Source organism: Streptomyces rugosispiralis, from assembly GCF_024505145.1.
GTDB lineage: Bacteria > Actinomycetota > Actinomycetes > Streptomycetales > Streptomycetaceae > Streptomyces > Streptomyces rugosispiralis.
This window is the reverse complement of the sequence record NZ_JANIAA010000005.1, coordinates 65,930-89,823: the sequence shown is the minus strand read 5'-3', so window position 1 is coordinate 89,823 and position 23,894 is coordinate 65,930. Positions and strand designations below refer to the sequence as shown.

Genomic DNA, 23,894 nt, shown 5'->3' with positions numbered 1-23,894 from the left:
CGCGGGGAGGGTGCCCAACGCGCCGGGGCGCTCCACGAAGGGATGGAATCCCGGGCTCCGGCGGCCTTTTCCGGCCGGGCGCGGCCCGGGTTCCGGCCCCGGTCCGAGCCCGGCTCCGGGCGGGTGCGACCCTGGTTCCGGGCGGGTGCGACCCTGGTTCCGGAGGCGGTGCGATTCGAGTGCGCCCCGAAGGGGCGCGGGGGGCTGTGTCGATGTGCGGCTCCGCCGCGTGGGCGCGACCAGCCACGACGCGGCCGCAGACGCACGACGGCACTTCGCGGCACTTCCTCGGAGCGTTTAGCGTTCCTTACGTGCCCTACTTCGACGCGGCCTCATCCGCTCCGCTGCACCCCGTCGCCCGGCAGGCGCTCCTCGCCGCGCTCGACGAGGGGTGGGCCGACCCCTCACGTCTCTACCGGGAGGGGCGGCGGGCCCGGCTGCTGCTGGACGCCGCGCGGGAGGCGGCCGCCGAGGCCGTGGGGTGCCGCCCGGACGAGCTCGTCTTCACTCCTTCCGGGACCCGCGCGGTGCACGACGGCATCGCGGGGGCGCTCGCGGGGCGGCGGCGCGCCGGTCGCCATCTGATCGTCTCCGCCGTGGAGCACTCCTCGGTGCTGCACGCGGCCGCCACGCACGAGGCGGACGGCGGCACGGTCGCCGAGGTCCCGGTGGACCGTACGGGACGGGTCGCGCCGGGTGCGTACGCGGCGGCCCTGCGGGAGGCCCCGGGCGGGGTGGCGCTGGCCTGTCTGCAGTCGGCCAACCATGAGGTCGGCACGCTGCAGCCGGTGGCCGAGGCCGCCGAGGAGTGCGCGGCGGCGGACGTACCGCTGCTGGTGGACGCGGCGCAGTCGCTCGGCTGGGGCCCCACGGAGGGCAATTGGTCGCTTCTGATCGCAAGTGCCCATAAATGGGGCGGCCCTGCGGGAGTGGGACTGCTCGCGGTGCGCAAGGGGGTGCGTTTCCGTACGGTTCAGCCCGCCGATGAACGGGAGTCGGGCCGCTCCCCCGGGTTCGAGAACCTCCCCGCCATCGTCGCCGCGGCCGCCTCGCTGCGGGCTGTGCGGGCGGAGGCCGCCGCCGAGGCGGAGCGGCTGCGGGGGCTGGTGGAGCGGATCCGGGCGCGGGTGCCGGAACTGGTGCCGGACGTCGAGGTGGTCGGCGATCCGGAGCGGCGGCTGCCGCATCTGGTGACCTTCTCCTGTCTCTATGTCGACGGAGAGGCGCTCCTCCATGAGCTGGACCGCGCGGAGTTCTCGGTCTCGTCCGGCTCCTCCTGCACCTCCTCCACGCTGACCCCGAGCCATGTGCTGCGGGCCATGGGGGTGCTGTCCGAGGGCAATGTCAGGGTCTCGCTCCCGCGCGGTACGGCGGATGCGGACGTGGACCGGTTCCTGGCGGCGCTGCCGGGGGTGGTGGCGGGCGTACGGGAGCGCCTGGGCGCGCCGAAACCGGCCGAAGCCGCGCCCGGACCGGGTCCGGGTCCGGACCCCGAACCCGAGCCCGACCTGGTGGTCGACTCGCTCGGCAAGCGGTGCCCGATCCCGGTGATCGAACTGGCCAAGGTGATCGGCGAGGTGCCGGTGGGCGGCGTGGTGACGGTCCTCGCCGACGACGAGGCGGCCCGGCTGGACATCCCGGCCTGGTGCGAGATGCGCGGCCAGACCTACGAGGGCGAGCGGCCGGCCGAGCGGGGCGTGGCCTACCGGGTGCGCCGCCGCGCCTAGGGCCTGTCTGGGGTTGTGATCTGGATCAGGGAGCGGGGCGTGGTGCGTGCGATCGCAAGGCGCCGGAAGGCCCTCGTAGCGGAGCTACTAGGGCGTTTCGGCAACGCGGCGAGCGTGCGTGCCACGCCCCGCGAGCCCAGATCACAACCCCAGACAGGCCCTTGTCCGGCGGTACGCGTACGCCTGCGGCGGGCCACGCGGCGGAGCCGCATCTCGGTGCTTCCCCCTCCCCGCCCCTTCCCGCAACTGGGGCTCCGCCCCAGACCCCGCTCCTCAAACTCCCCCAGCTACCGCTGGGAGGTGCCCCCTGGAGGGGCTGGAAGGCGAGGCCCAGGGGGCGACGGCCCCCTGGGCGCCCTACGGACTCAGGGGAGGTGGGCCGCGATCTCGTTCGCCGCGTCATGGCCGTACGCCTTGGCCAGGCGCTCCATGAAGTGGCCGCGGCGCAGCTCGTACTCCTGCGTGCCGACCGTCTCGATGACCAGCGTCGCCAGCATGCAGCCCACCTGGGCGGCCCGCTCCAGCGAGAGGTTCCAGGACAGACCGGAGAGGAAGCCCGCGCGGAAGGCGTCGCCGACGCCGGTCGGGTCGGCCTTCTGGTCCTCCTCCGGGCAGCCGACGACCACGGGCTCCTCGCCCTCGCGGTCGATCCGCACGCCCTGCGCGCCCAGCGTGGTGACCCGGGTGCCGACCTTGGCGAGGATCTGCTCCGCGGTCCAGCCGGTCTTGGTCTCGATCAGCGCGGCCTCGTACTCATTGGTGAAGAGGTACTCCGCGCCGCCGATCAGCACCCGGATGTCCTCGCCCTCCATGCGGGCGAGCTGCTGGGAGGGGTCGGCGGCGAAGGGGATGCCGCGCGAGCGGCACTCCTCGGTGTGCCGGACCATGGCCTCCGGGTCGTCCGCGCTGATCAGCACCAGGTCGAGGCCGCCGACGCGCTCCGCGACCGGCTGCAGCTCGATCTGGCGGGCCTCGCTCATGGCGCCGGTGTAGAACGACGCGATCTGGTTGTGGTCGGCGTCGGTGGTGCAGACGAAACGCGCGGTGTGCTGGACGTCGGAGATATGGACGGACGCGGTGTCCACACCGTGCCGGTCCAGCCAGGCGCGGTAGTCGGCGAAGTCCTCGCCGGCCGCGCCGACCAGGATCGGGCGCAGACCGAGCACGCCCATGCCGAAACAGATGTTGGGGCCGACACCGCCGCGGCGGACGTCGAGGGTGTCGACCAGGAAGGAGAGGGAGACCGTATGCAGCTGATCGGCGACCAGCTGATCGGCGAAACGGCCGGGGAAGGACATCAGATGGTCGGTGGCGATGGAGCCGGTTACGGCGATACGCACTGAGTCGCTCCTGCGGGGCGGAGAGATCGGACGCTTCACGCTATCGGCTCGGCCCGGTCCATACGAACGGAAGAAACTACCCAATAGTAGGTCTTTTTTCACCGGCACTCGCTGAATACGGTGCGTGGACACGGGGGACGTGTCGGCTACGCCCAAGGACCGGGAGGCATCATGCCCCAGCACCTCACCCGCGCGATTCCGGCCACCGGGGCCATCGAGCCCGAATATCTGGAGGAGTTGCGCGGCGACGGTGCGCGGATGGCGCCGCACTGGACGGTCACCGTATCGGCCGCTCCCACCAGGCCCGTTTCCCAGGTCGTCGCCTCCCGCATCCAGGGGATCACGGTGCCCGCCACAGCGGCCGATCTGCTGGCCGGCATGTCCGATTACGGCGATTGAAGGAACCGGCCACGCCCCGGCTCCGTCTCATCGGCATCTCCTCGCGAGGGATGGGACCGTAGAACGTGAGCGGAGCCGAAGGAGCGAAACGGTGAGCACCGAGGACACCGACACCCCGCAGACCCCCGACGACGACACCCCCCGTCCGCGCCGGCGCTCGCCGCTGGCCGTCGTTTCGGTGGCGGCCGCGGTGCTGGTCGCCGGCGGTGGCGGCGCCTACTGGGCCTCCACCGCGGCGGACGGCGGCACCCGGGGTCCGGGCGCGTCGGGCGAGGACGGAGCGCCGAAACCCCTCGCGCTGGACGCCTACGCCTCCCCGGGCGGAGAGCGGGGCGGGCACGAGGGCATCGCGCCCGGCGAGCCCGACCCGCACGGCGGCCGCTATGTGGTGACGGGCAAGCTGCCGGACGGGCCCGATGAGGCCCCCGTGTATCTGACCGACCCGAAGGTCACCAAGGCCGATGTGGCGCGGCTGGCGAAGGCCCTGGACGTCTCCGGCAGCCCCCGCGCCGACCACGGGTACTGGAAGGTGGGCGGCGCCCCGGACGCGAGCGGCCCGACGCTGCGGGTGAGCCAGACCGGGCCGGGCAGCTGGTCGTACTCCCGCTACGGGGCGCCGGGCGACACCTCCTGCGTCCACCCGGACGGGAAGAAGGCGCCCCAGAGCACGCGGACCGACAAGGGCGACGGGGCGGACAAGGCCGACCAGAGCTGCCCCACCTACCGCGACGGCGACAAGCGCGGTGACAACGGCGCCGCCGAGGGCCGCGACAAGGCCGTCTCCGAGGAGAAGGCCCAGAGCGCCGCCGAGCCAGTGCTGAAGGCGCTCGGGCTGTCGGACGCCAAGCTGGACGCGAGCGGCCTCTACGGCGCCGTACGGATGGTGAACGCGGACCCCAAGGTGGGCGATCTGCCCACCTACGGCTGGGGCACCAATCTGCAGGTCGGCGCCGACGGCCAGCTGGTCGGCGGCAGCGGAACGCTGGCGAGGCCCAAGGAGGACGACACCTATCCGGTGCTCAGCGCGGAGCAGGCGCTCCAGCGGCTGAACTCGACGTCGGGGAAGGGCGGCGGCCCCTCGGGCAAGGTGAGCGTGCGCGAGGTGACATTCGGCCTCGCCTCGCACATGGTGGACGGCCGGCGGGCACTGGTGCCGTCGTGGATCTTCGAGACCAAGCCGACCGGGACCAACCGGGTGGCGGTCACCCTCCCCTACCCGGCGGTGAAGCCCGAGTTCATCAAGAAGGCGAAGGAGCCGGGCCACTCCCCCTCACCGGGCAAGGGGGACAGCACCGCCAAGCCGGATCACCTCACCTCGTACAGCGTGGACGGCAAGACCCTGACGCTGCGCTTCTGGGGCGGAGTCTGCAACACCTACTCGGTCTCCGCGAAGGAGACCTCCGACAAGGTGACGCTGGACCTCGAGAGCAAGCCGAAGCATCCGGGGCGGGCCTGCATCCTCATCGCCAAGCAGCTGGAGCGGAAGGTGACGCTGAAGGAGCCGCTGGACGGCCGGAAGGTCGTGGACGGGTCCACCGGTGAGACGGTGCCGCTGCGGAAGTGAGCGAACGGCTCAGGACAGCCGGGACTCAGAACAGCCGAAGACAGCCGGGACTGCAGGACAGCCGGAAGGGGGCGGACCCGATGGGCCCGCCCCCTTCCGGCGTGCTGCTCACTCCGCCGCGGCCGAGGGGCTCAGCTGAAGGAGTCGCCACAGGCGCAGGAACCCGTGGCGTTCGGGTTGTCGATGGTGAAGCCCTGCTTCTCGATGGTGTCGACGAAGTCGATCGAGGCACCGCCCAGGTACGGGGCGCTCATGCGGTCGGTCACGACCTTCACGCCGCCGAAGTCCTTGACGACGTCGCCGTCGAGCGAGCGCTCGTCGAAGAAGAGCTGGTAGCGCAGGCCGGAGCAGCCGCCGGGCTGGACGGCGACGCGCAGCGCGAGGTCGTCGCGGCCCTCCTGCTCCAGCAGGCTCTTGACCTTCGACGCGGCGGCGTCGGACAGGATGATGCCCTCGCTCGCGGTGGTCTCGTCCTGAACGGTCATCTGCTTCTCTCCCGGGTCGTACGGACTGCTTGCCGTTGGCACAAACCAACGGCGTCCCGGATTCATTCCGGGCCCAAGCGCCTATCTCCTACTGCCCTTCATGCTCGCATACGGGCGGACACACCGGAATGCGTCACATCGACACAATGCCTCTCGTCAACGTGACGTGAAGCGGCTATGATAGATAGCGTCATTCTGACGATTAGGGTTCCCAGCGAAGAAAGAAGGGTGCGTGACGTGACCACCGCCCAGCCCCTCGACGTGCAGCCGACCCCGCTCGCTCTGCTGCTTCTCGGCCGGGAGGCCGACCCCCGGAGCGAGCGCGGCGTGGAGTGCCCGGGAGACCTCCCGGCGCCCTCCGACCCGGATCTGGTGGCACGCGCCCGCGCGGCCAAGGAGAAGCTCGGGGACAAGGTCTTCGTGCTCGGCCACCACTACCAGCGCGACGAGGTCATCGAGTTCGCTGATGTCACCGGAGACTCCTTCAAGCTCGCCCGGGACGCGGCCGCGCGGCCGGACGCCGAGTACATCGTCTTCTGCGGTGTGCACTTCATGGCCGAGTCCGCCGACATCCTCACCACCGACGCCCAGCAGGTCGTCCTGCCCGATCTGGCGGCCGGCTGCTCGATGGCCGACATGGCCACGGCCGAGCAGGTCGCCGAGTGCTGGGAGGTGCTCGCCGAGGCCGGTGTGGCGGATGTGACGGTACCCGTCTCCTACATGAACTCCTCCGCCGACATCAAGGCGTTCACCGGTCGCCACGGCGGCACGATCTGCACCTCCTCCAATGCCCAGCGGGCGCTGGAGTGGGCGTTCCAGCAGGGCCAGAAGGTGCTGTTCCTGCCCGATCAGCACCTGGGGCGCAATACGGCGGTCCGCGACATGGGCATGTCGCTGGAGGACTGCGTCGTCTACAACCCGCACAAGCCGAACGGCGGGCTCACCCCCGAGGAGCTGCGCGCCGCCACGATGATCCTGTGGCGCGGCCACTGCTCGGTGCACGGCCGCTTCTCGCTGGACTCGGTCAACGATGTGCGCGAGCGCATACCGGGTGTGAACGTGCTGGTGCACCCCGAGTGCAAGCACGAGGTCGTGGCCGCGGCGGACTACGTGGGCTCGACCGAGTACATCATCAAGGCCCTGGAGGCCGCCCCCGCCGGTTCGAAGTGGGCGATCGGCACCGAGCTGAACCTCGTACGGCGCCTGGCCAATCGTTTCGCCGACCAGGGCAAGGAGATCGTCTTCCTCGACAAGACGGTCTGCTTCTGCTCGACCATGAACCGGATCGATCTGCCGCATCTGGTGTGGGCGCTGGAGTCGCTGGTGGCCGGCAAGGTGGTCAACCGCATCCAGGTCGACAAGGAGACCGAGCACTTCGCCAAGCTTGCGCTGGAGCGGATGCTGGCGCTGCCGTAGGCAGCGTCCGGCGAGGGGAGGCGGAGCGCGGTTCGCCTGCGGCGGGCTGCTCCCCGCCCCGCCCCTTCCCACAACTGGGGCTCCGCCCCAGACCCCGGCCGCACGCCCCGGATGCGCGCGGGCGTCCGCCCGGTCAGCCGCTGCGCCGGCGTGCCGACCGCGATCAGTCACAATCCAGCCCCTCCGGCGTTTGAGGAGCGGGGTCCAGGGGCGGAGCCCCAGTTTCGGGAAGGGGCGGGGAGGGGAAAGGTCCGGCGGACAGCCCTACGCGCCCGCGCGGACCAGCCCCGTCTCGTAGGCGATCACCACCAGCTGGGCGCGGTCGCGGGCGCTCAGCTTGGCCATCGCGCGGTTGACATGCGTCTTCACCGTGAGCGGGCTGACCGCGAGCCGGGCCGCGATCTCGTCGTTGGACAGCCCGCCGCCCACCTGGACCAGGACCTCGCGCTCGCGGACGGTCAGGGCGTCCAGCCGTGAGGAGTCATACGCGTCCTCGCCGCCGCTCCCGTCGCCCTGGGCCAGGAAGCGGGCGATCAGCCCCTTGGTCGCGGCCGGGGACAGCAGCGCCTCGCCCGCCGCCGCGATGCGGATCGCGGCGAGCAATTCATCGGGTTCGGCGCCCTTGCCGAGGAAGCCGCTGGCCCCCGCCCGCAGCGAGTCCACCACGTACTCGTCCACCTCGAAGGTCGTCAGCATGACCACCCGCACGTCCTTGAGCTGCGGGTCCTGGGTGATCATGCGGGTGGCGGCCAGCCCGTCCGTACCGGGCATCCGGATGTCCATCAGGACGACATCGGCGCCCCGGACCCGGGCGATCTCCACCGCCTGCGCGCCGTCGGACGCCTCGCCCACCACCTCCATGTCCGGCTCGGAGTCCACCAGGACTCGGAACGCGCTGCGCAGCAACGCCTGATCGTCCGCCAGCAGCACCTTGATCGTCATGACTCCCCTCCCCTACGCGGCTGCAACGGAAGTCTCACCCGCACCCGGAAACCGCCCTCGGGCAGGGGTCCCGCCTCACAGCTGCCGCGCAGCGCGGTCACCCGCTCGCGCATCCCCAGCAGGCCGTGCCCGCCGCCGGGCTCCGTCCCGTCCGCCCGGGGCTCCCCGGACCCGTCCGCGCCGTCCGGCGCCTTCTCGGGACCCTCGGTCCGCGTCCCCGCCCCGTCGTCCTCGACCGTGACCTCCAGGGCGTCCGCGACCCGGGCGATGCGGATCTCGGCCGTGGCCCCGGGCCCGGCGTGCTTGTGCACATTGGTCAGCGCCTCCTGGACCACACGGTAGGCCGTGAGGTCCACCGAGCCCGGCAGCGGGCCCAGCCTCTCCGGTGGCTCCGCCCGGACCCGGACCCGCATCCCGGCCCGTACGAAACCGTCCACGAGCTGGTCCAGGACGGCGATGCCGGGGGCCGGTTCGGTGGGGGCGGCGGGGTCGCCGTACTGCCGCAGCAGGCCGACCGTGGCCCGCAGCTCCTCCAGCGCCGAGCGGCTCGCCTGCCGTACGTGCGCGAGCGCCTCCTTGGCCTGGTCCGGGCGGTTGTCCATGACATGGGAGGCGACCCCGGCCTGGACGTTGACCAGCGCGATGTGATGCGCCACGACATCGTGCAGCTCACGGGCGATCCGCAGCCGCTCCTCGGCGACCCGGCGGCGCGCCTCCTCCTCGCGGGTGCGTTCGGCGCGCACCGCCCGCTCCTCGATGGCGGCGATATAGGCGCGCCGGCTGCGCACCGCGTCACCGGCGGCCGCGGCCAGCCCGGTCCAGGCGAACAGGCCCCAGTTCTCCTGTGAGTACCAGGGGTTGAGCGCGAAGAGCATCCCGGCGCCGGTGAGCAGCACGGCCGTGACGGCGCCGACCCGCCAGGTGGTGGGGCGGTCGGTGCGGGCCGCCACGGTGTAGAGCGCCACCACCACCCCGAACACGATCGAGGTGCGCGGCGGGCCCACGTCATTGGTGACGAGCTCGGTGAGGGTGAGGGCCACGGTGAAGGCGAGCACCCCGCGGGGCAGATCGCGGCGGAGCACCAGCGAGGCGGCGGCGAGCACGGCCAGCAGTACGAAGAAGGGGCCCAGCGGCTGGTGGCGCATGCGCGGGCCGGCCACCGCGCCGATCAGGATCAGCGCGAGGACCCCCAGCGCCACCAGGGTGTCCAGGGCACGGGGGTGGGCGCACAGCCAGCGGTGCGGACGGGCCAGACCCGGCCCGACGGCGAGGGGAGTCACGGAATCCAACGGTAAGGGCCGCGGGGGCCGCCCGGCTTCCCGGGCGGCCCGTACCCGGCCGGTGCGGGGAGGTACGACCTGCTGCTGGAGTGTGGATACGGGAGTGCGCCGCACTAGCCCGGAATGAGGCCGTCGTCCTTGAGCATCGCCTTGACTTCCTCGAGGGTCGCGTCGGCGGCGGGGAGGATCAGCTCGGACGGCTGGAGCGCGTCGGCGGGCAGGGGCTCACCGGCCGAGCGCACCGCGTCCAGCAGCGCGCCCAGGGTTCTCCGGAAGCCCTCGTGATCGCCGTCCTCGATCACCGCGAGCAGCTCGTCGTCCAGCCTGTTCAGTCCGGGCAGATGGCTCTCGGCCACGAGCACCTGGCCCTCCCCCATGATCCGTACGATCATGACGACCTCCTTGGAGACCTCGCCCAGGCGGGGGCGCGGGCTACTGCTTGTCGAACTTGTGCTGGGTCCGGGACTGCTGGGACTCGTCCGTCTTGCCGCCCTCGATCGCCTGCTGCGGGCTGCCGCCGGCCAGCTCGGCCTTCATCCGCTGAAGCTCCAGCTCCACGTCCGTACCGCCGGAGATCCGGTCCAGCTCGGCCGCGATGTCGTCCTTGGTGGCCATACCGGACTGGTCGTCCAGGGCACCGGAGGCCAGCAGCTCGTCGATCGCGCCCGCACGCGCCTGGAGCTGCGCCGTCTTGTCCTCGGCGCGCTGGATCGCCATGCCGACATCGCCCATCTCCTCGGAGATGCCGGAGAACGCCTCGCCGATGCGGGTCTGCGCCTGGGCCGCGGTGTAGGTGGCCTTGATGGTCTCCTTGCGGGTACGGAAGGCGTCGACCTTGGCCTGCAGCCGCTGGGCGGCCAGGGTCAGCTTCTCCTCCTCGCCCTGGAGCGTCTGGTGCTGGGTCTCCAGGTCGGTGACCTGCTGCTGCAGCGCGGCGCGGCGGGACAGCGCCTCGCGGGCCAGGTCCTCCCGGCCGAGCGCGAGCGCCTTGCGGCCCTGGTCCTCCAGCTTGGTGGACTGGCCCTGCAACTGGTTGAGCTGCAGCTCCAGGCGCTTGCGCGAGGTCGCCACGTCGGCGACGCCGCGGCGCACCTTCTGGAGCAGCTCGAGCTGCTTCTGGTACGAGTAGTCAAGGGTTTCGCGCGGGTCCTCGGCCCGGTCCAGGGCCTTGTTGGCCTTCGCGCGGAAGATCATCCCCATACGCTTCATGACACCGCTCATGGGCCTCGCGCGCCCCCTTCTGACGGACGTGTGACTCCGGCACTCCAACAGACCCAGCCTACGGGGCCTGCTTCCATTACCGCACTGTTCGAGCCCGCTCGCGCTCCTCCTGCAGGACGATCAGACGGTGGGAGCCTCCGGCGCAAGGAGGAGTGCGCCCCCTGTGTCCCGATGAGAGGCGGGATTCCGTTGCCTGATCGTTCCCCCTGACGCTGGGGCGCACACCCCGCAACCCGTACCCTTGGGCCTTGTGTTCCGAAGCCGTTCCAAGGATGAGCAGGCCGCTACCACCAAGGTGACCGCGGACCAGCCGCAGCAGCCCCGTGACCCGCAGGCGCCCAAGGGCCGCCCCACTCCCAAGCGGAGCGAGGCCCAGACGCAGCGCCGCAGCCTGGCGAAGACGCCGGCCAACCGTAAGGACGCCACGAAGCGTGCGCGGCAGGCCCGCCGCGCCGATCTGGCCCGTCAGCGCGAGGCGCTGGCCGGGGGCGACGAGCGGTATCTGCCGGCCCGCGACAAGGGTCCGGTGCGGCGTTTCGCCCGCGACTTCGTGGACTCGCGGTTCTCCGTCGCCGAGTACTTCCTGCCGCTCGCGGTGGTGATCCTGGTCCTGAGCATGATCCGGGCCGGGGCCATGCAGAGCTATGTGCTGCTGGTGTGGATGGTGGTCATCGTCCTCATCGTGGTCAACTCCCTCGTCCTGGGCGTCCAGCTCAAGCGGCGGCTGCGCAAGCGCTTCCCCGACGAGAATCTGCGCGGCGCGGTGGCGTACGCCCTGATGCGCACCCTCCAGATGCGCCGGCTGCGGCTGCCCAAGCCGCAGGTCAAGCGCGGAGAGCGGCCCTGAGCGGCCAACCCTCCGGCTTCACCGGCGGGGCGGCCGGCTGGCTGGGCCACCTAGGGGGCCTGCGGAACGCCGTCCGGCAGGCGCTGGTCGCCCACCAGCTCGACGAGCAGATCACCGCACGCTTCCCGGTGGGACAGCGGCTGCGGGTGCTCGACGTGGGCGTCGGCCAGGGCACCCAGGCGCTGCGGCTGGCCCGCGCGGGCCACGAGGTGACCGGGCTGGAGTCCGACGCCACCATGCTGGAGGCGGCCCGCGCCGCGCTCGCCGACGAGCCCGAGGGCATCCGAAGACGGGTGCGGCTGATCGAGGGCGACGGCCGGGAGACCGGGGCACACTTCCTGCCGGGCACCTTCGATGTGGTGCTGTGCCACGGCGTGCTGATGTACGTGCCCGAACCGGATCCGCTGCTCGCCGGGCTGGCCCGGGTGCTGGCCCCCGGCGGTCTGCTGTCGCTGCTGGTGCGCAACGGTGACGCGCTGGCCATGCGGCCGGGTCTGGCCGGGGACTTCGCCACCGCGCTGGCCGCCTTCGACTCCCCCTCGTACACCAACCGGATCGGGCTGCCGGTGCGCGCCGACCGGCGCGAGGAGCTGGCCGAGACCCTCACCGCGATCGGCGCGCCCCTGCGCGCCTGGTACGGCGTGCGGGTCTTCACCGACCTCGCCCCGGACGACGCGGAGCCGCCGGGCTCCGCGGAGTGGGATCGGCTGCTGACGGCCGAGGAGCGGGCCGGCCGCACGGATCCCTACCGGGCGGTGGCGGCCCTGCTGCATCTGTGCGGGGTGCGCGGCTGATCCGGGGCCGGGACGGGGTGAGGCTGGGCGAGAACACGGGGTGGCGGTGCGGACCGCCACCCCGTGTTCTCGCCCAGCCACCCCGAGTTCCGGCCTATTCGCCGTGCAGGCTCATCGGGCCGTAGATCTTCTTCCCGTCCTCGAAGAGGGTCACCTGTTCCGCGCCTCCCTCGAGGAGTTCCCGCCACTCCTCACCGATCCACGACTCCGCGTCCCCCTGGGTCGGGAACTCCTCCGGCTGCACCGCGGGCTTCGTCTCCGTCCCGTCGGACTTCTCGAATCGCCATGTCCACGCCATTCCAGCCTCCTCCATCCCGCCGACCCACGGCTGATACCCGCCGGTCCACAGCTGATGTCTGCCCCGCAGCCTAGGTGACTGATCACTCCGTACGGGGTGGCCCCGCGCGACCCGTGGGAACGGACGCGAGACGATCGGGGCGTGGAACTCACTCTTCTGGGCACCGGGGCCCCCGACGGGCTGCCGCGCCACGGCTGCCCCTGCGCCGCCTGTGCCGCCGCCGTCGGCGAGGAGGCGCGGGCCGCCACCTCGCTGCTGATCGACGGCGCGCTGCTGATCGACCTCACCCCGGGGGCCGCCTTCGCCGCCGCGCGGGCCGGGCACTCACTGGTGGGCGTCCGCCAGGTGCTGCTCTCCCATCCGCACACGGGCCCGGCCGTCGAGTTCCCGGCCGGGCTGCCGGCCCCGGGGCGGGTGCCGGACGGCCGCACACTGTCCCTGATCAGCGGCCACCGGGTGCGGGCGGTCGCGCTGGACTCCCCCGGCACCGGCTACGAGGTCACCGGGCCCGACGGCACCCGGCTGCTGTACCTCCCGCCGGGCGCGGCCGCCGCCGGGCTCCCGGACCCGGCCGAGCCGTACGACATGGTGCTGCTCGACGTGCTGGACCGCCCCGACGCGCTGGCCGCCCTCCGTGCCTCGGGCGCCTTGGGCGCCACCACCGACGTCCTGGCCGTCCATCTCGACCACACCGTCCCGCCCGGCCGGGAGTTGCACCGCCGCCTCGCCACGGCGGGCGCGCGGGCGGTGCCGGACGGGCGGACGCTGATCGTCGGCGAGTACCACGCGGTGCCCGACCTGCCGCGCCGCACGCTGGTGCTGGGCGGCGCCCGGTCCGGCAAGTCCCTCGAGGCGGAACGGCGGCTGGCCGCGTTCCCCGACGTGCTGTACGTCGCGACCGGCGGCACCCGCGCGGGCGACCCCGAGTGGGCCGCCCGCGTCGCCGCCCACCGCGACCGCCGCCCCGGCTCCTGGCGCACCACCGAGACCTGCGACCTGTCCCCGCTGCTCGCCGAGGACGGCCCACCGCTGCTCATCGACTGCCTGGCGCTGTGGCTCACCGACGCGATGGACTCCGTGGGCGCCTGGGACGACGAGAAGTGGGCACACGGCGGCGAACGCGCCCTCCACGAACGCGTCTCCGCCCTCGTCGCGGCGGTCCGCGCCACGGCCCGTACGGTCGTCGCGGTGAGCAACGAGGTTGGCGCGGGCGTCGTCCCCGCGACCGCCTCCGGCCGCCGGTTCCGCGACGAACTGGGCCGGCTGAACGCGGCGTTCGCCGGGGAGTGCGAGCAGGTGCTGCTGGTGGTGGCGGGTCAGCCCTTGCCGCTGCGCGGCTGACCTTGGGTTGGGGTTGGGGTTGAGGTTGAGGTTGAGGCTGGGCCTGGGTACGCGGGGCTGCTCGGTTCGGTTGGGCGCGGCTTTCGTCTCGCGCCTTCGGCGCAATTGAGCAGCGGGGCAGGGGGTGGGGGCGCGGGCCGCGTCGCCGGGCGCCGGGCCGGTGGGGCGCGGGGAGCGTGGCGGCTCGAACCTGCGGGGGCCTGGTCCCGTCGCCGGACTGCCGGGGTGCCCCCTCCGAAAACGTTTGACAAATTAGTTGCGCCAGATCAAGTGTTTTCGAGAGGGGTACCCGGAGGGACCGCCCCGGGCCCACCGGCCCGCAGTCCGGAGGGACCTCGGCCCCCGGGCCACGGAGGCCGCCACCGGCGCCCACTCCCACCGGCCCGGCGCCCGGCGGCGGCGCCGCGCCCCCACCCCCTGCCCCGTTGCTCAATTGCGCCGAAGGCGCGAGACGGCGGCGCGGGCAACCGAGCCGAGTAGTCCGCCACGGGCGCCAGTCCGTGCCCGTCGCGGCTCCCGCGCGGCTCCCGCGCGGGAGCCGCGCGAGGGCCGCGCGGGGGCCACTCAGGGCTCAACGGGCGGACGCCGTACCGGTTCCCGGGGCGCCCGGTAGGGTTCGCCAGGTGAGTGCTCTCAATCTCGATGACTTCGTCGACCTGATCGAGCGCCCCGACGGGGGCATCCGGCGTGACGCCGAGGAGCGCCGCGAGCGGCTCGCGTTGCCGCCGGGCGCACTCGGGCGGCTGGACGAACTGGGTGAGTGGCTGGCCGCCGCTCAGCAGCGGGTGCCGGTCAAGCCCGTCGAGCAGCCCCGTGTCGTCCTCTTCGCGGGCGACCACGGCGTCTCCGACCTCGGCGTCTCCGCCCGCCCGGCCAGGAGCACCCACCGTCTGGTCCGCGCCGTGCTCGACGGCGAGAGCCCGGCCACCATCCTCGCCAACCGTCTCGGCGCGGCCGTCCGCGTCATCGACATGGCCCTGGACTGCGACCCCGAGGACCTCCCCGAAGAGGTCACCCGGCACCGCGTACGCCGCGCGTCGGGCCGGATCGACGTCGAGGACGCGCTCACTCTGGACGAGGCCGAGCGGGCGTTCCGCGCCGGGATGGCCATCGCCGACGAGGAGGCGGACTCCGGCACGGACCTCCTCGTCCTCGGTGACCTCAGCGTCGGCGGCACGACTGCCGCGGCCACGCTGATCGCCGCGCTGTGCGGTACGGACGCGTCCGTGGTCACCGGCCGCGGCGGGGCCGCCATCGACGACCTCGCCTGGATGCGCAAGTGCGCCGCCATCCGCGACGGTCTGCGCCGCGCCCGCCCCGTGCTCGGCGATCAGCTCCAGTTGCTGGCCACCGTGGGCGGTGCCGACCTCGCCGCGATCACCGGTTTCCTGCTCCAGAGCGCCGTACGCCGTACCCCGGTGATCCTCGACGGCGTCGTCTCGGCGGCCTGCGCGCTGGTCGCCCAGCGGGTGGCGTTCCGCGCCCCGGACTGGTGGCTGGCCGGTCAGGCCAGCGGCGAACCGGGCCAGGAGAAGGCCCTCGACCGCATCGCCCTCACCCCGCTGCTCGACCACGGCGTCACGGTCGGCGAGGGCACGGGCGCGCTCCTCGCCCTGCCGCTCGTACAGGCGGCCGCGGCCCTGCACGCGGAACTCCCGGAGCGGGACGGCTAGGGGGCTTCTGACGGATCTCCGTGGAAGAAGGCCCCTAGCCGAAGGTCAGGACCACCAGGGCGGTCGTGGCGGCCGTTTCCGCCAGCGCGCCGAAGACGTCGCCGGTCACCCCGCCGAGACGGCGGTGGCAGTGGTGCAGGAGGAGTTCGGCGGCCGCCAGCGCGGCCAGTGCGGCGAAGGCGTTACGGACGACGTCGTACGGGCCGAACGGAACGGCCACCACCGCGCAGCCGACCACCGTCACCGCCGCCACGACACCGGCGGAACGCCACGGCACACTGCCCGCGACCGCCGCGCCCAGCCCCTCCGGGCGCGCCGCCGGGACCCCCACGCGGGCCGCGAGCGTCAGGGCGCAGCGCGCGGCGACACCGGCCACGGCCGCGCCGACCGCGCCGTGCGCCCAGCCCTGCCCGTAGAGCTCGGCCAGGGCCGCGACTTGTCCGAGCAGGACGAACAGCAGCGTGATCACGCCGAACGGCCCGATGTCCGACCGCTTCATGATGCGCAGCGCGTCCTCGGCGGGCTTGCCGCTGCCGAGCCCGTCCGCGGTGTCGGCGAGCCCGTCGAGATGGAGGCCGCGGGTCAGTACGGCGGGTATCGCGGCGGTGGCCACGGCCGCGAGCAGCGCCCCACCGCCCAGGAACAGCAACACCCCACCCACCGCGGCCGCGCACAGCCCCACGGCCAGCCCGGCGAGCGGAGCGCACAGCATCCCCGCGTGCGCCGCCTCCCGGTCCCACCGCGTGCCCCGTACGGGCAGCACCGTGAGCGTGCCGAACGCGAAGCGGACCCCGTCGCCCCAGGGGGCACGCGGAGCATGCGCGGGTGGCGGGTCGTAGCCGGGCCGCGGCGGATGCTCCGGCCGGTCAGCCCGCTGCTGCTCCGCGCCCTCGGCGGGCCCGGAGGGCTCAGAGGGCTCGGCGCTCTCCGGCCGTTCGGGCTCGGGCTCGGCCTCCGGCGGGCGTGCGGACGGCTGCGGTTGCGACTGCGGCGGCTCCGGCGTGGTGTCCATCGCGCGGAAGGCTATCCCGGCCACCCGTAGCGGGTAAGCCCCAGGGCACGCGCCCGTTGAGCCCTGAGTGCCAAGGCGCGCCCGCTGCTTGGTTCTTCCGGCCGGGGGGGGGGAGGCGTAGGCACCCGGGTGGGGCCCCTCCCAGCGGTAGCCGGGGGAGAACAAAGCCCTGAATCGGGCCTGGGCATACGATGCGGAGGGGCGCGGCCTACCAATCCATGACGGCCGACGAACTACCGGAAGAGGGACCCGACCACTGTGACTGCTCTGACTCTCAGCACCTCGTCCGCCGCAGCACTGCGCGCGGACGCCGTCGTCGTCGGTGTGGCGAAGGGGGCCAAAAGCCCCGTCGTCGCTGCCGGTGCCGAGGCCGTGGACAAGGCGTTCGGCGGAAAGCTGGCCGCCGTTCTGGAGACGCTCGGCGCGACCGGCGCCGAGGGCGAGGTGACCAAACTGCCCGCCGCGTCCGGCCTCAAGGCCCCGGTCGTGCTGGCGGTCGGGCTGGGCGAGGTCCCGGCCAAGGGCGACGGCTATGACGCCGAGACGCTGCGCCGGGCCGCGGGCGCGGCCGCCCGCGCGCTGTCCGGTTCGAAGAAGGGCGCGTTCGCGCTGCCGATCGAGGACCCGGCCGGCGCCACCGCCGTGGCCGAGGGCGCGCTGCTCGGGGCGTACACGTACGACAAGAGCAACGGCAACGGTGGCAACGCCAAGGACAAGGACAAGAAGAACAACGGGCCGCTCGCCGAGGTCGCCCTCGTCGGTGGCAAGCCGCGCGACAAGGCGTACAAGGCGGCCGTCGAGCGCGCCACCGCCCTCGTCGCGGAGATCAACCGCGCCCGCGACCTGATCAACACCCCGTCCAACCTGCTCAACCCGGCCGCCTTCGCGGCCGAGGCGGTCGCGGCCGCGAAGGAGCACGGCCTCAAGACCGAGGTGTTGGACGAGAAGGCGCTCAAGAAGGGCGGGTACGGCGGCATCCTCGGCGTCGGCCAGGGCTCGGAGGCCCCGCCGCGGCTGGTGCGGATCGCGTACACCCACCCCAAGGCCGAGAAGACGCTCGCCCTGGTGGGCAAGGGCATCACCTATGACTCGGGCGGCATCTCCCTCAAGCCGGCCGGTCACAACGAGACGATGAAGTGCGACATGAGCGGCGCCGCCGCCGTGTTCGCCGCGGTCGTCACCGCCGCGAAGCTGGGCCTGCGGGTCAATCTGACGGGCTGGCTGGCGCTCGCCGAGAACATGCCGTCGGGTTCGGCCACCCGCCCCGGCGATGTGCTGTCGATGTACGGCGGCAAGACCGTCGAGGTGCTGAACACCGACGCCGAGGGCCGGCTGGTGCTCGCCGACGCGATCACCCGCGCCGGTGAGGAGAAGCCGGACGCGATCGTGGACGTGGCGACCCTGACCGGTGCGATGGTCCTCGCGCTGGGCAACCGCACGTTCGGGATCATGACGAACGACGAGGCGTTCCGCACCACGCTCCACGAGATCGCGGGGGAGGTCGGTGAGCAGTCCTGGCCGATGCCGCTGCCCGACCACCTCCGTAAGGGCATCGACTCGCCGGTCGCCGATCTGGCGAACATGGGCGAGCGCATGGGTGGCGGTCTGGTGGCCGGCATCTTCCTGAAGGAGTTCGTGGCGGACGGGATCACCTGGGGCCACCTGGACATCGCGGGTCCGGCCTTCAACGAGTCCGGTCCGTTCGGCTACACCCCCAAGGGCGGCACGGGCGCCGCGGTCCGCACCCTGGTGCGGCTCGCCGAGCGCACCGCGGAGGGCGACCTCGGCTGAACCGAGGCCCGAAAACCGCGCGGAGACGCCCGCCGCCATAGGCCGAAAGTCCCGTCGATTTCGCCCTCAACGAAATCGACGGGGCTTCGCGTTCCGGATACGCAGGAGTAACCCCTGAACTGGGGTGTGGAGATTTCTCACACAGCGGCCCCGCGTCCCGCCCCCTGCCAACAAGTGCGAAGATGTTGTCCCGGCAGGACAGGGCCACCGACACCAGGGCCGACGTAAGAAGCGGCCGAACACACGACGCCGCCCGGCCGACCAAGGCCGACCCCGGCGCACCATGCATGGAGGACGTGACGTGGCGAACGACGCCAGCACCGTTTTCGACCTAGTGATCCTCGGAGGCGGTAGCGGCGGTTACGCCGCTGCCCTGCGCGCGGCGCAGCTGGGTCTGGACGTCGCCCTGATCGAGAAGGACAAGCTGGGCGGCACCTGTCTGCACCGTGGCTGCATCCCCACCAAGGCGCTGCTGCACGCCGGTGAGCTCGCCGACCAGGCCCGCGAGGGCTCGGAATTCGGTGTGAAGACCACCTTCGAGGGCATCGACATCGAGGGTGTGCACAAGTACAAGGACGGCGTGGTCTCGGGCCTGTACAAGGGTCTGCAGGGCCTCATCGCCTCCCGCAAGGTCACCTATGTGACGGGTGAGGGCCGGCTGTCCTCCCCGACCTCCGTCGATGTGAACGGCCAGCGCTACACCGGCCGCCACATCCTGCTGGCCACCGGTTCGGTGCCGAAGTCCCTGCCCGGCCTGGAGATCGACGGCAACCGCGTCATCTCCTCCGACCACGCGCTGGTGCTCGACCGGGTGCCGAAGTCCGCGATCGTGCTGGGCGGCGGCGTCATCGGCGTCGAGTTCGCCTCCGCGTGGAAGTCCTTCGGGGCCGACATCACCATCGTCGAGGCGCTTCCCCACCTCGTCCCGGTCGAGGACGAGAACAGCTCCAAGCTGCTGGAGCGCGCCTTCCGCAAGCGCGGCATCAACTTCTCCCTCGGCTCCCGCTTCTCGGGCGTGGAGTACACCGCCGACGGCGTCAAGGTCTCGCTGGAGAACGGCAAGACCTTCGAGGCCGAGCTGCTGCTGGTGGCCGTCGGCCGCGGCCCGGTCTCGCAGGGGCTCGGCTACGAGGAGGCCGGGGTCGCCATGGACCGCGGCTATGTCCTCGTCGACGAGTACATGCGGACCAACGTGCCGACCGTCTCCGCCGTCGGCGACCTGGTCCCCACCCTCCAGCTGGCCCACGTCGGCTTCGCCGAGGGCATGCTGGTGGCGGAGCGGCTGGCCGGTCTGAACCCGGTGCCGGTCGACTACGACGGCGTGCCGCGGGTGACCTACTGCCACCCCGAGGTCGCCTCCGTCGGCATCACCGAGGCCAAGGCCAAGGAGCTGTACGGTGCGGACAAGGTCGTCGCCCTGAAGTACAACCTCGCGGGCAACGGCAAGAGCAAGATCCTCAAGACCGCGGGCGAGATCAAGCTCGTGCAGGTACGGGACGGTGCCGTCGTCGGCGTCCACATGGTCGGTGACCGGATGGGCGAGCAGGTCGGCGAGGCTCAGCTGATCTACAACTGGGAGGCGCTGCCGGCCGAGGTCGCGCAGCTCGTCCACGCCCACCCCACTCAGAACGAGGCGCTCGGCGAGGCCCACCTGGCCCTGGCCGGCAAGCCGCTGCACTCCCACGACTGATCATCCCGAGCGCGACCCATCCGCAAAGATCGTTAAGGAGCAACCGAACACCATGGCGGTTTCCGTAACCCTGCCGGCGCTCGGCGAGAGCGTGACCGAGGGCACCGTCACCCGCTGGCTCAAGGCCGAAGGTGAGCGCGTCGAGGCCGACGAGCCCCTGCTCGAGGTGTCGACCGACAAGGTCGACACCGAGATCCCGGCCCCCTCGGCCGGTGTGCTGACGTCCATCAAGGTGGCCGAGGACGAGACGGTCGAGGTCGGCGCCGAGCTGGCCGTCATCGACGACGGCGGCGCGGCCCCGGCCGAGGCCCCCGCACCCGCGGCCGAGCCCGCTCCGGCGGCTCAGCCCGAGCCCGCCCCGGCGCCCGCCGCCGAGGCCCCCGCACCCGCCCCCGCCCCCGCCCCTGCCGCCGCCGCTCCGGCCGGTGGCGCCGAGGGCACCGATGTGGTCCTGCCCGCGCTCGGCGAGAGCGTGACCGAGGGCACCGTGACCCGCTGGCTCAAGGAGGTCGGCGAGTCCGTCGAGGCCGATGAGCCGCTGCTCGAGGTCTCCACCGACAAGGTCGACACCGAGATCCCGGCCCCGACCGCGGGCACCCTGCTGGAGATCCTGGTCGGCGAGGACGAGACCGCCGAGGTCGGCGCCAAGCTGGCCGTGATCGGTGCCGCCGGTGCCGCTCCGGCGGCCGCGCCCGCCGCGGCCCCGGCCGCCCCGGCCCCGGCTCCCGAGCCGGTCCAGGAGGCCCCGGCGCCCGCCCCGGCCCCGCAGGCCCCGAGCGCCCCGGCGCCGCAGGCCGTCACCCCGGAGCCGGTCGCCCCCGAGCCGGTCCCGGCCGCTCCGGCGCCCGCCCCGGCGCCGGCCGCCACCATCCCGGCTCCCGCGGCCCCCGAGGCCGAGGGCGCCTACGTCACCCCGCTGGTGCGCAAGCTCGCCGCCGAGAACAACGTGGACCTGTCCGCGGTCAAGGGCACCGGCGTCGGCGGCCGCATCCGCAAGCAGGACGTCATCGCCGCCGCGGAGGCCGCCAAGGCCGCCCAGGCCCAGGCGCCGGCCGCCGCCGCGCCGAAGGCCGCCGCGCAGGAGGTGTCGCCGCTGCGCGGCCAGACCATCAAGATGCCGCGGATGCGCAAGGTCATCGGCGACAACATGATGAAGGCCCTGCACAGCCAGGCCCAGCTGACCAGCGTGGTCGAGGTGGACGTCACCAAGGTCATGCGGCTGCGCGCCCGGGCCAAGGAGGCGTTCGCCCAGCGCGAGGGCGTCAAGCTCTCGCCGATGCCGTTCTTCGTGAAGGCCGCCGTCCAGGCGCTGAAGGCCCACCCGGCCATCAACGCCCGGATCAACGAGGGCGACAACACCATCACGTACTTCGACGTGGAGAACGTCGGTATCGCGGTGGACGCCGAGAAGGGCCTGATGACCCCGGTCATCAAGAACGCCGGCGACCTCAACATCGCCGGTCTGTCCAAGAAGACGGCGGAGCTGGCGGGCAAGGTCCGCTCCAACAAGATCACCCCGGACGAGGTGTCCGGCGCCACCTTCACGATCAGCAACACCGGCTCGCGCGGTGCGCTGTTCGACACGATCATCGTGCCGCCGAACCAGGTCGCCATCCTGGGCATCGGCGCGACCGTCAAGCGCCCGGTGGTCATCAACCACCCGGAGCTGGGCGAGACCATCGCGGTCCGCGACATGACCTACGTGGCGCTCTCCTACGACCACCGCCTGGTGGACGGTGCCGACGCGGCCCGCTACCTGACGGCCGTCAAGGAGATCCTGGAGGCCGGCGAGTTCGAGGTGGACCTCGGGCTGTAATCCCCCCGGTCCCCGCATACGGCGGCGCCCCCGCCCGGATCTCTTCCGGGCGGGGGCGCCGGTGGTTCACCGGGCCGTCGGCAAGCGGACCGTCAGCGGAAGCCGAGCCCGGTGGCGGCGGACAGGTTCCGCAGGTCGACGTACTTGTAGTTGGAGCCCTCGCGCGGCTCACCGTCATCGCCGTCGACGGTGGGGGTGTCCGGGGCGTCCTGGATCACGGCGAGTCCCTGGGGGTACTTCCCGCCGAAGGACTCGTTGACGATGTCCAGGCTGTCGGTGCCGTCGGCACCGTCGATCGCGCCCTCGCCGCGTCCCGCGACGACCCGGAAGCTCCGGACGAACGCGTTGCCCTTGGCCGGGTCGCGGTCGTACATCGCGAAGGTGCTGTCGCCCTGGCTGGAGACGACGACGTAGCCTCCGCCGCCCGGCCTTTCGAGCAGGGTGATGCCCTCGACGTCCGCGACGAGGTGGTCACCGCCGAAACCGGGGTCCTCACCGGGGACGCACTCACCGGTGCCGGGGTCCTGGGTGTAGGGCACGCCGTAGTCCTTGACCTTGTCGATCAGGGTGGGCTCGCCGGTGAGGTCGGCGCGCATCCGCCAGACCCCCACGTCCTCCTGGCCCGCGTACAGCATGCCGTTCGCGGGGTCGACCCGCATGCCCTCGAGGTAGGGCTGCTCGCCGGGGTCCTCACAGGGGGCCCAGCGCTTGCCGTTGGGCAGCGTGAAGGCGGTGGGGATGCCGATGGTGCGGATCGTGCGGTAGCCGTAGGTGCCGCCCGCCTCCTTCGTCAGCTCCAGCAGGGCGACCTTGTTGGTGGTCTCCTGGGTGACCACGGCGTGGATCCGGCCGGTCTTCCGGTCCTTCCAACTGGCCAGGCCGTAGGCGGTGGCCTGCTTGTTCACCTCGTCCTGGTCGGCCGAGAAGATGTACGGGGCGGAGTCCTGGGCCGTGACGTCCTTGACCGGGCCCGTGCCGCGGCCCGGATCGACGCTGTACACCACGAGCTTGTCGCGGCCGCGGTCGGTGGCGACGGCGAGGTCGGTGCCCTCGATGACGTCCACGTTGTTGATGCGGCCCGGCTTGTCGCCCGCGCCGGGCGCCTTGGGCGCGGGAAGCGACTGCACCTCACGCGCGGCGAGGTCGTACACCCGCAGCCCGCCGACCTTGGCGGTGCCGAGCACCAGGCTCCGGGTGGGGTCGTCCGGGTCGCGCCAGATCGCCGGGTCGTCGGCGCTGGCGTCGCCGCCGGCCGCGTCGTCGAAGAGAGTGGGGGTCTCCGCGGTGGCGGTGACCTCGGCGACCGGGGTGCCGGCCTCGGCGGGCGCGGCCGCGGCCGCGGTCACCACGGCGACGGCGGCGATCGTCAGCCAGCGCTTGTGACGTGACGTGGGAGGGTGAGACATGAGTGCCTTTCCGGGGGTGGCCGACGGGAATGCTGGCGTGGTTCGGTGACGCGTGCATGCAAACGCAGATGGCCGCCCGGGGGGCGGATCGTGAACAGGCCGGGGCGGATGACGGGTCCTCATCGCGTCCGGGACCTCTTCGCTTTCGCTGCCTGGATAATGAATTCCGTTCACCGCTGGTTCTAAGGAGTCCCCCATGGCCGCGCCCGTCGTCCACTCGCTGCGCGAGCAGATCCGCGAGCACATCGTGGAGGGCATCGTCAGCGGCCGCTGGAAGCCGGGCGAGCGGATCGTGGAGCGCCGGATCGCCACCGAGCTGGAGGTCAGCCAGACGCCCGTACGGGAGGCGCTGCGGGAGCTGGAGTCGCTGCGGCTGATCGAGTCGGCGCCGAACAAGGGCGTCCGGGTGCGGAATCTGACCGCCGCCGATCTGGAGGAGATCTATCCGGTGCGGGCCGGGCTCGAGCAGATGGCGGCGGAGCTGGCCGCGCCCGCGCTGGCCGAGGACACCTCAGCGCTGGAGCCCGAGGTGCGGGCGCTGTACGAGGCGGACCGCACGGCCGACGGGGAGGCGCAGGTCCGGCACACCGTGGCGTTCCACCGGGAGCTGGTGCGGGCGTCGGGCAACAGCGTGCTGCTGCACACCTGGGAGTCGCTGGGCATCGAGATCTGGACGACGCTGTCGATCCGCTGGCTGGGCACCGTCCAGCAGTCCTACGCCGAGGAGCACCAGGCGGTGGTGGACGCCTTCAGGCGGCGGGATCCGCGGGTCGGCGAACTGGTCAAGGAGCACGTCCTCGGCTGTGCACCGCGTGCCTAGTTTCGCGGCACGGAATGCCAATTTCGGCTTGC

The 23,894-nt window shown here is 72.6% G+C and carries 21 protein-coding genes; 12 read left to right on the top strand and 9 right to left on the bottom strand.

Going from position 1 to position 23,894, the window contains the following annotated elements; translation table 11 throughout:
* Window positions 1-311: 311 nt before the first annotated feature.
* On the top strand, window positions 312-1,727 hold the full coding sequence (locus NP777_RS11025; RefSeq protein WP_256649942.1) for a cysteine desulfurase/sulfurtransferase TusA family protein: 1,416 nt from the start codon (window positions 312-314) through the stop codon (window positions 1,725-1,727).
* Window positions 1,728-2,092: 365 nt separating this feature from the next.
* Here NP777_RS11025 and NP777_RS11020 read toward each other — a convergent pair whose 3' ends face one another.
* Window positions 2,093-3,067 carry a carbohydrate kinase family protein gene (locus tag NP777_RS11020; protein ID WP_256649941.1) on the bottom strand — a complete coding sequence of 325 codons (975 nt, stop codon included), beginning with the start codon at window positions 3,065-3,067 and terminating at the stop codon, window positions 2,093-2,095.
* Between the two features lie 171 nt (window positions 3,068-3,238).
* Between NP777_RS11020 and NP777_RS11015 the strand changes: the two genes are divergently transcribed.
* Both NP777_RS11015 and NP777_RS11010 read left to right on the top strand, forming a co-directional pair.
* Entirely contained in the window at window positions 3,239-3,466 is a 228-nt protein-coding gene (locus tag NP777_RS11015; RefSeq protein WP_256649940.1) for a hypothetical protein, read from the top strand.
* Window positions 3,467-3,557: 91 nt separating this feature from the next.
* Window positions 3,558-5,030, top strand: coding sequence for a hypothetical protein (locus NP777_RS11010; protein ID WP_256649939.1), 1,473 nt, complete (start codon window positions 3,558-3,560; stop codon window positions 5,028-5,030).
* Between the two features lie 131 nt (window positions 5,031-5,161).
* Here the strand turns inward: NP777_RS11010 and NP777_RS11005 are convergent, their stop codons facing one another.
* Window positions 5,162-5,515, bottom strand: coding sequence for a HesB/IscA family protein (locus tag NP777_RS11005; RefSeq protein WP_020871998.1), 354 nt, complete (start codon window positions 5,513-5,515; stop codon window positions 5,162-5,164).
* A gap of 228 nt (window positions 5,516-5,743) precedes the next feature.
* Between NP777_RS11005 and nadA the strand changes: the two genes are divergently transcribed.
* On the top strand, window positions 5,744-6,931 hold the full coding sequence (gene nadA / locus NP777_RS11000; RefSeq protein WP_256649938.1) for a quinolinate synthase NadA: 1,188 nt from the start codon (window positions 5,744-5,746) through the stop codon (window positions 6,929-6,931).
* Between the two features lie 264 nt (window positions 6,932-7,195).
* On the opposite strand, the gene NP777_RS10995 is transcribed toward nadA, so the two are convergent.
* The 4 genes from NP777_RS10995 to NP777_RS10980 all read right to left on the bottom strand — a co-directional run bounded on the left by NP777_RS10995 (window position 7,196) and on the right by NP777_RS10980 (window position 10,374).
* Window positions 7,196-7,873, bottom strand: coding sequence for a response regulator transcription factor (locus NP777_RS10995; RefSeq protein ID WP_256649937.1), 678 nt, complete (start codon window positions 7,871-7,873; stop codon window positions 7,196-7,198).
* On the bottom strand, window positions 7,870-9,162 hold the full coding sequence (locus tag NP777_RS10990) for a sensor histidine kinase (RefSeq protein ID WP_256649936.1): 1,293 nt from the start codon (window positions 9,160-9,162) through the stop codon (window positions 7,870-7,872). The genes NP777_RS10995 and NP777_RS10990 overlap by 4 nt, the downstream gene beginning before the upstream one ends.
* Window positions 9,163-9,266: 104 nt before the next feature.
* Window positions 9,267-9,545, bottom strand: coding sequence for a PspA-associated protein PspAA (gene pspAA / locus NP777_RS10985; protein WP_256649935.1), 279 nt, complete (start codon window positions 9,543-9,545; stop codon window positions 9,267-9,269).
* A 40-nt stretch (window positions 9,546-9,585) separates the two neighbouring features.
* Window positions 9,586-10,374, bottom strand: coding sequence for a PspA/IM30 family protein (locus NP777_RS10980; RefSeq protein ID WP_201856929.1), 789 nt, complete (start codon window positions 10,372-10,374; stop codon window positions 9,586-9,588).
* A 250-nt stretch (window positions 10,375-10,624) separates the two neighbouring features.
* Between NP777_RS10980 and NP777_RS10975 the strand changes: the two genes are divergently transcribed.
* Both NP777_RS10975 and NP777_RS10970 read left to right on the top strand, forming a co-directional pair.
* On the top strand, window positions 10,625-11,221 hold the full coding sequence (locus tag NP777_RS10975; RefSeq protein WP_256649934.1) for a DUF3043 domain-containing protein: 597 nt from the start codon (window positions 10,625-10,627) through the stop codon (window positions 11,219-11,221).
* An 83-nt stretch (window positions 11,222-11,304) separates the two neighbouring features.
* Window positions 11,305-12,015: a class I SAM-dependent methyltransferase gene (locus NP777_RS10970; protein ID WP_256650193.1), complete on the top strand. Its 711-nt coding sequence runs from the start codon at window positions 11,305-11,307 to the stop codon at window positions 12,013-12,015.
* Window positions 12,016-12,109: 94 nt separating this feature from the next.
* Here the strand turns inward: NP777_RS10970 and NP777_RS10965 are convergent, their stop codons facing one another.
* A complete protein-coding gene (locus NP777_RS10965) occupies window positions 12,110-12,313 on the bottom strand; it encodes a hypothetical protein (RefSeq protein ID WP_256649933.1) in 204 nt (67 codons plus the stop codon).
* 141 nt (window positions 12,314-12,454) lie between these two features.
* On the opposite strand from NP777_RS10965, the gene NP777_RS10960 reads away from it, so the two are divergent.
* Entirely contained in the window at window positions 12,455-13,654 is a 1,200-nt protein-coding gene (locus tag NP777_RS10960; protein WP_256649932.1) for a bifunctional adenosylcobinamide kinase/adenosylcobinamide-phosphate guanylyltransferase, read from the top strand.
* Between the two features lie 623 nt (window positions 13,655-14,277).
* Entirely contained in the window at window positions 14,278-15,327 is a 1,050-nt protein-coding gene (gene cobT, locus NP777_RS10955; RefSeq protein ID WP_256649931.1) for a nicotinate-nucleotide--dimethylbenzimidazole phosphoribosyltransferase, read from the top strand.
* Window positions 15,328-15,361: 34 nt separating this feature from the next.
* Here the strand turns inward: cobT and NP777_RS10950 are convergent, their stop codons facing one another.
* Entirely contained in the window at window positions 15,362-16,339 is a 978-nt protein-coding gene (locus tag NP777_RS10950) for an adenosylcobinamide-GDP ribazoletransferase (protein ID WP_256649930.1), read from the bottom strand.
* 258 nt (window positions 16,340-16,597) lie between these two features.
* On the opposite strand from NP777_RS10950, the gene NP777_RS10945 reads away from it, so the two are divergent.
* The 3 genes from NP777_RS10945 to sucB all read left to right on the top strand — a co-directional run bounded on the left by NP777_RS10945 (window position 16,598) and on the right by sucB (window position 21,636).
* A complete protein-coding gene (locus NP777_RS10945; protein WP_256649929.1) occupies window positions 16,598-18,130 on the top strand; it encodes a leucyl aminopeptidase in 1,533 nt (510 codons plus the stop codon).
* Between the two features lie 301 nt (window positions 18,131-18,431).
* Window positions 18,432-19,820 carry a dihydrolipoyl dehydrogenase gene (gene lpdA / locus NP777_RS10940; protein ID WP_256649928.1) on the top strand — a complete coding sequence of 463 codons (1,389 nt, stop codon included), beginning with the start codon at window positions 18,432-18,434 and terminating at the stop codon, window positions 19,818-19,820.
* A 52-nt stretch (window positions 19,821-19,872) separates the two neighbouring features.
* Window positions 19,873-21,636: a 2-oxoglutarate dehydrogenase, E2 component, dihydrolipoamide succinyltransferase gene (gene sucB / locus NP777_RS10935; protein ID WP_256649927.1), complete on the top strand. Its 1,764-nt coding sequence runs from the start codon at window positions 19,873-19,875 to the stop codon at window positions 21,634-21,636.
* 92 nt (window positions 21,637-21,728) lie between these two features.
* Here the strand turns inward: sucB and NP777_RS10930 are convergent, their stop codons facing one another.
* On the bottom strand, window positions 21,729-23,042 hold the full coding sequence (locus tag NP777_RS10930) for a phytase (protein ID WP_256649926.1): 1,314 nt from the start codon (window positions 23,040-23,042) through the stop codon (window positions 21,729-21,731).
* A 196-nt stretch (window positions 23,043-23,238) separates the two neighbouring features.
* Between NP777_RS10930 and NP777_RS10925 the strand changes: the two genes are divergently transcribed.
* On the top strand, window positions 23,239-23,862 hold the full coding sequence (locus NP777_RS10925) for a GntR family transcriptional regulator (protein ID WP_256649925.1): 624 nt from the start codon (window positions 23,239-23,241) through the stop codon (window positions 23,860-23,862).
* Window positions 23,863-23,894: the final 32 nt, after the last annotated feature.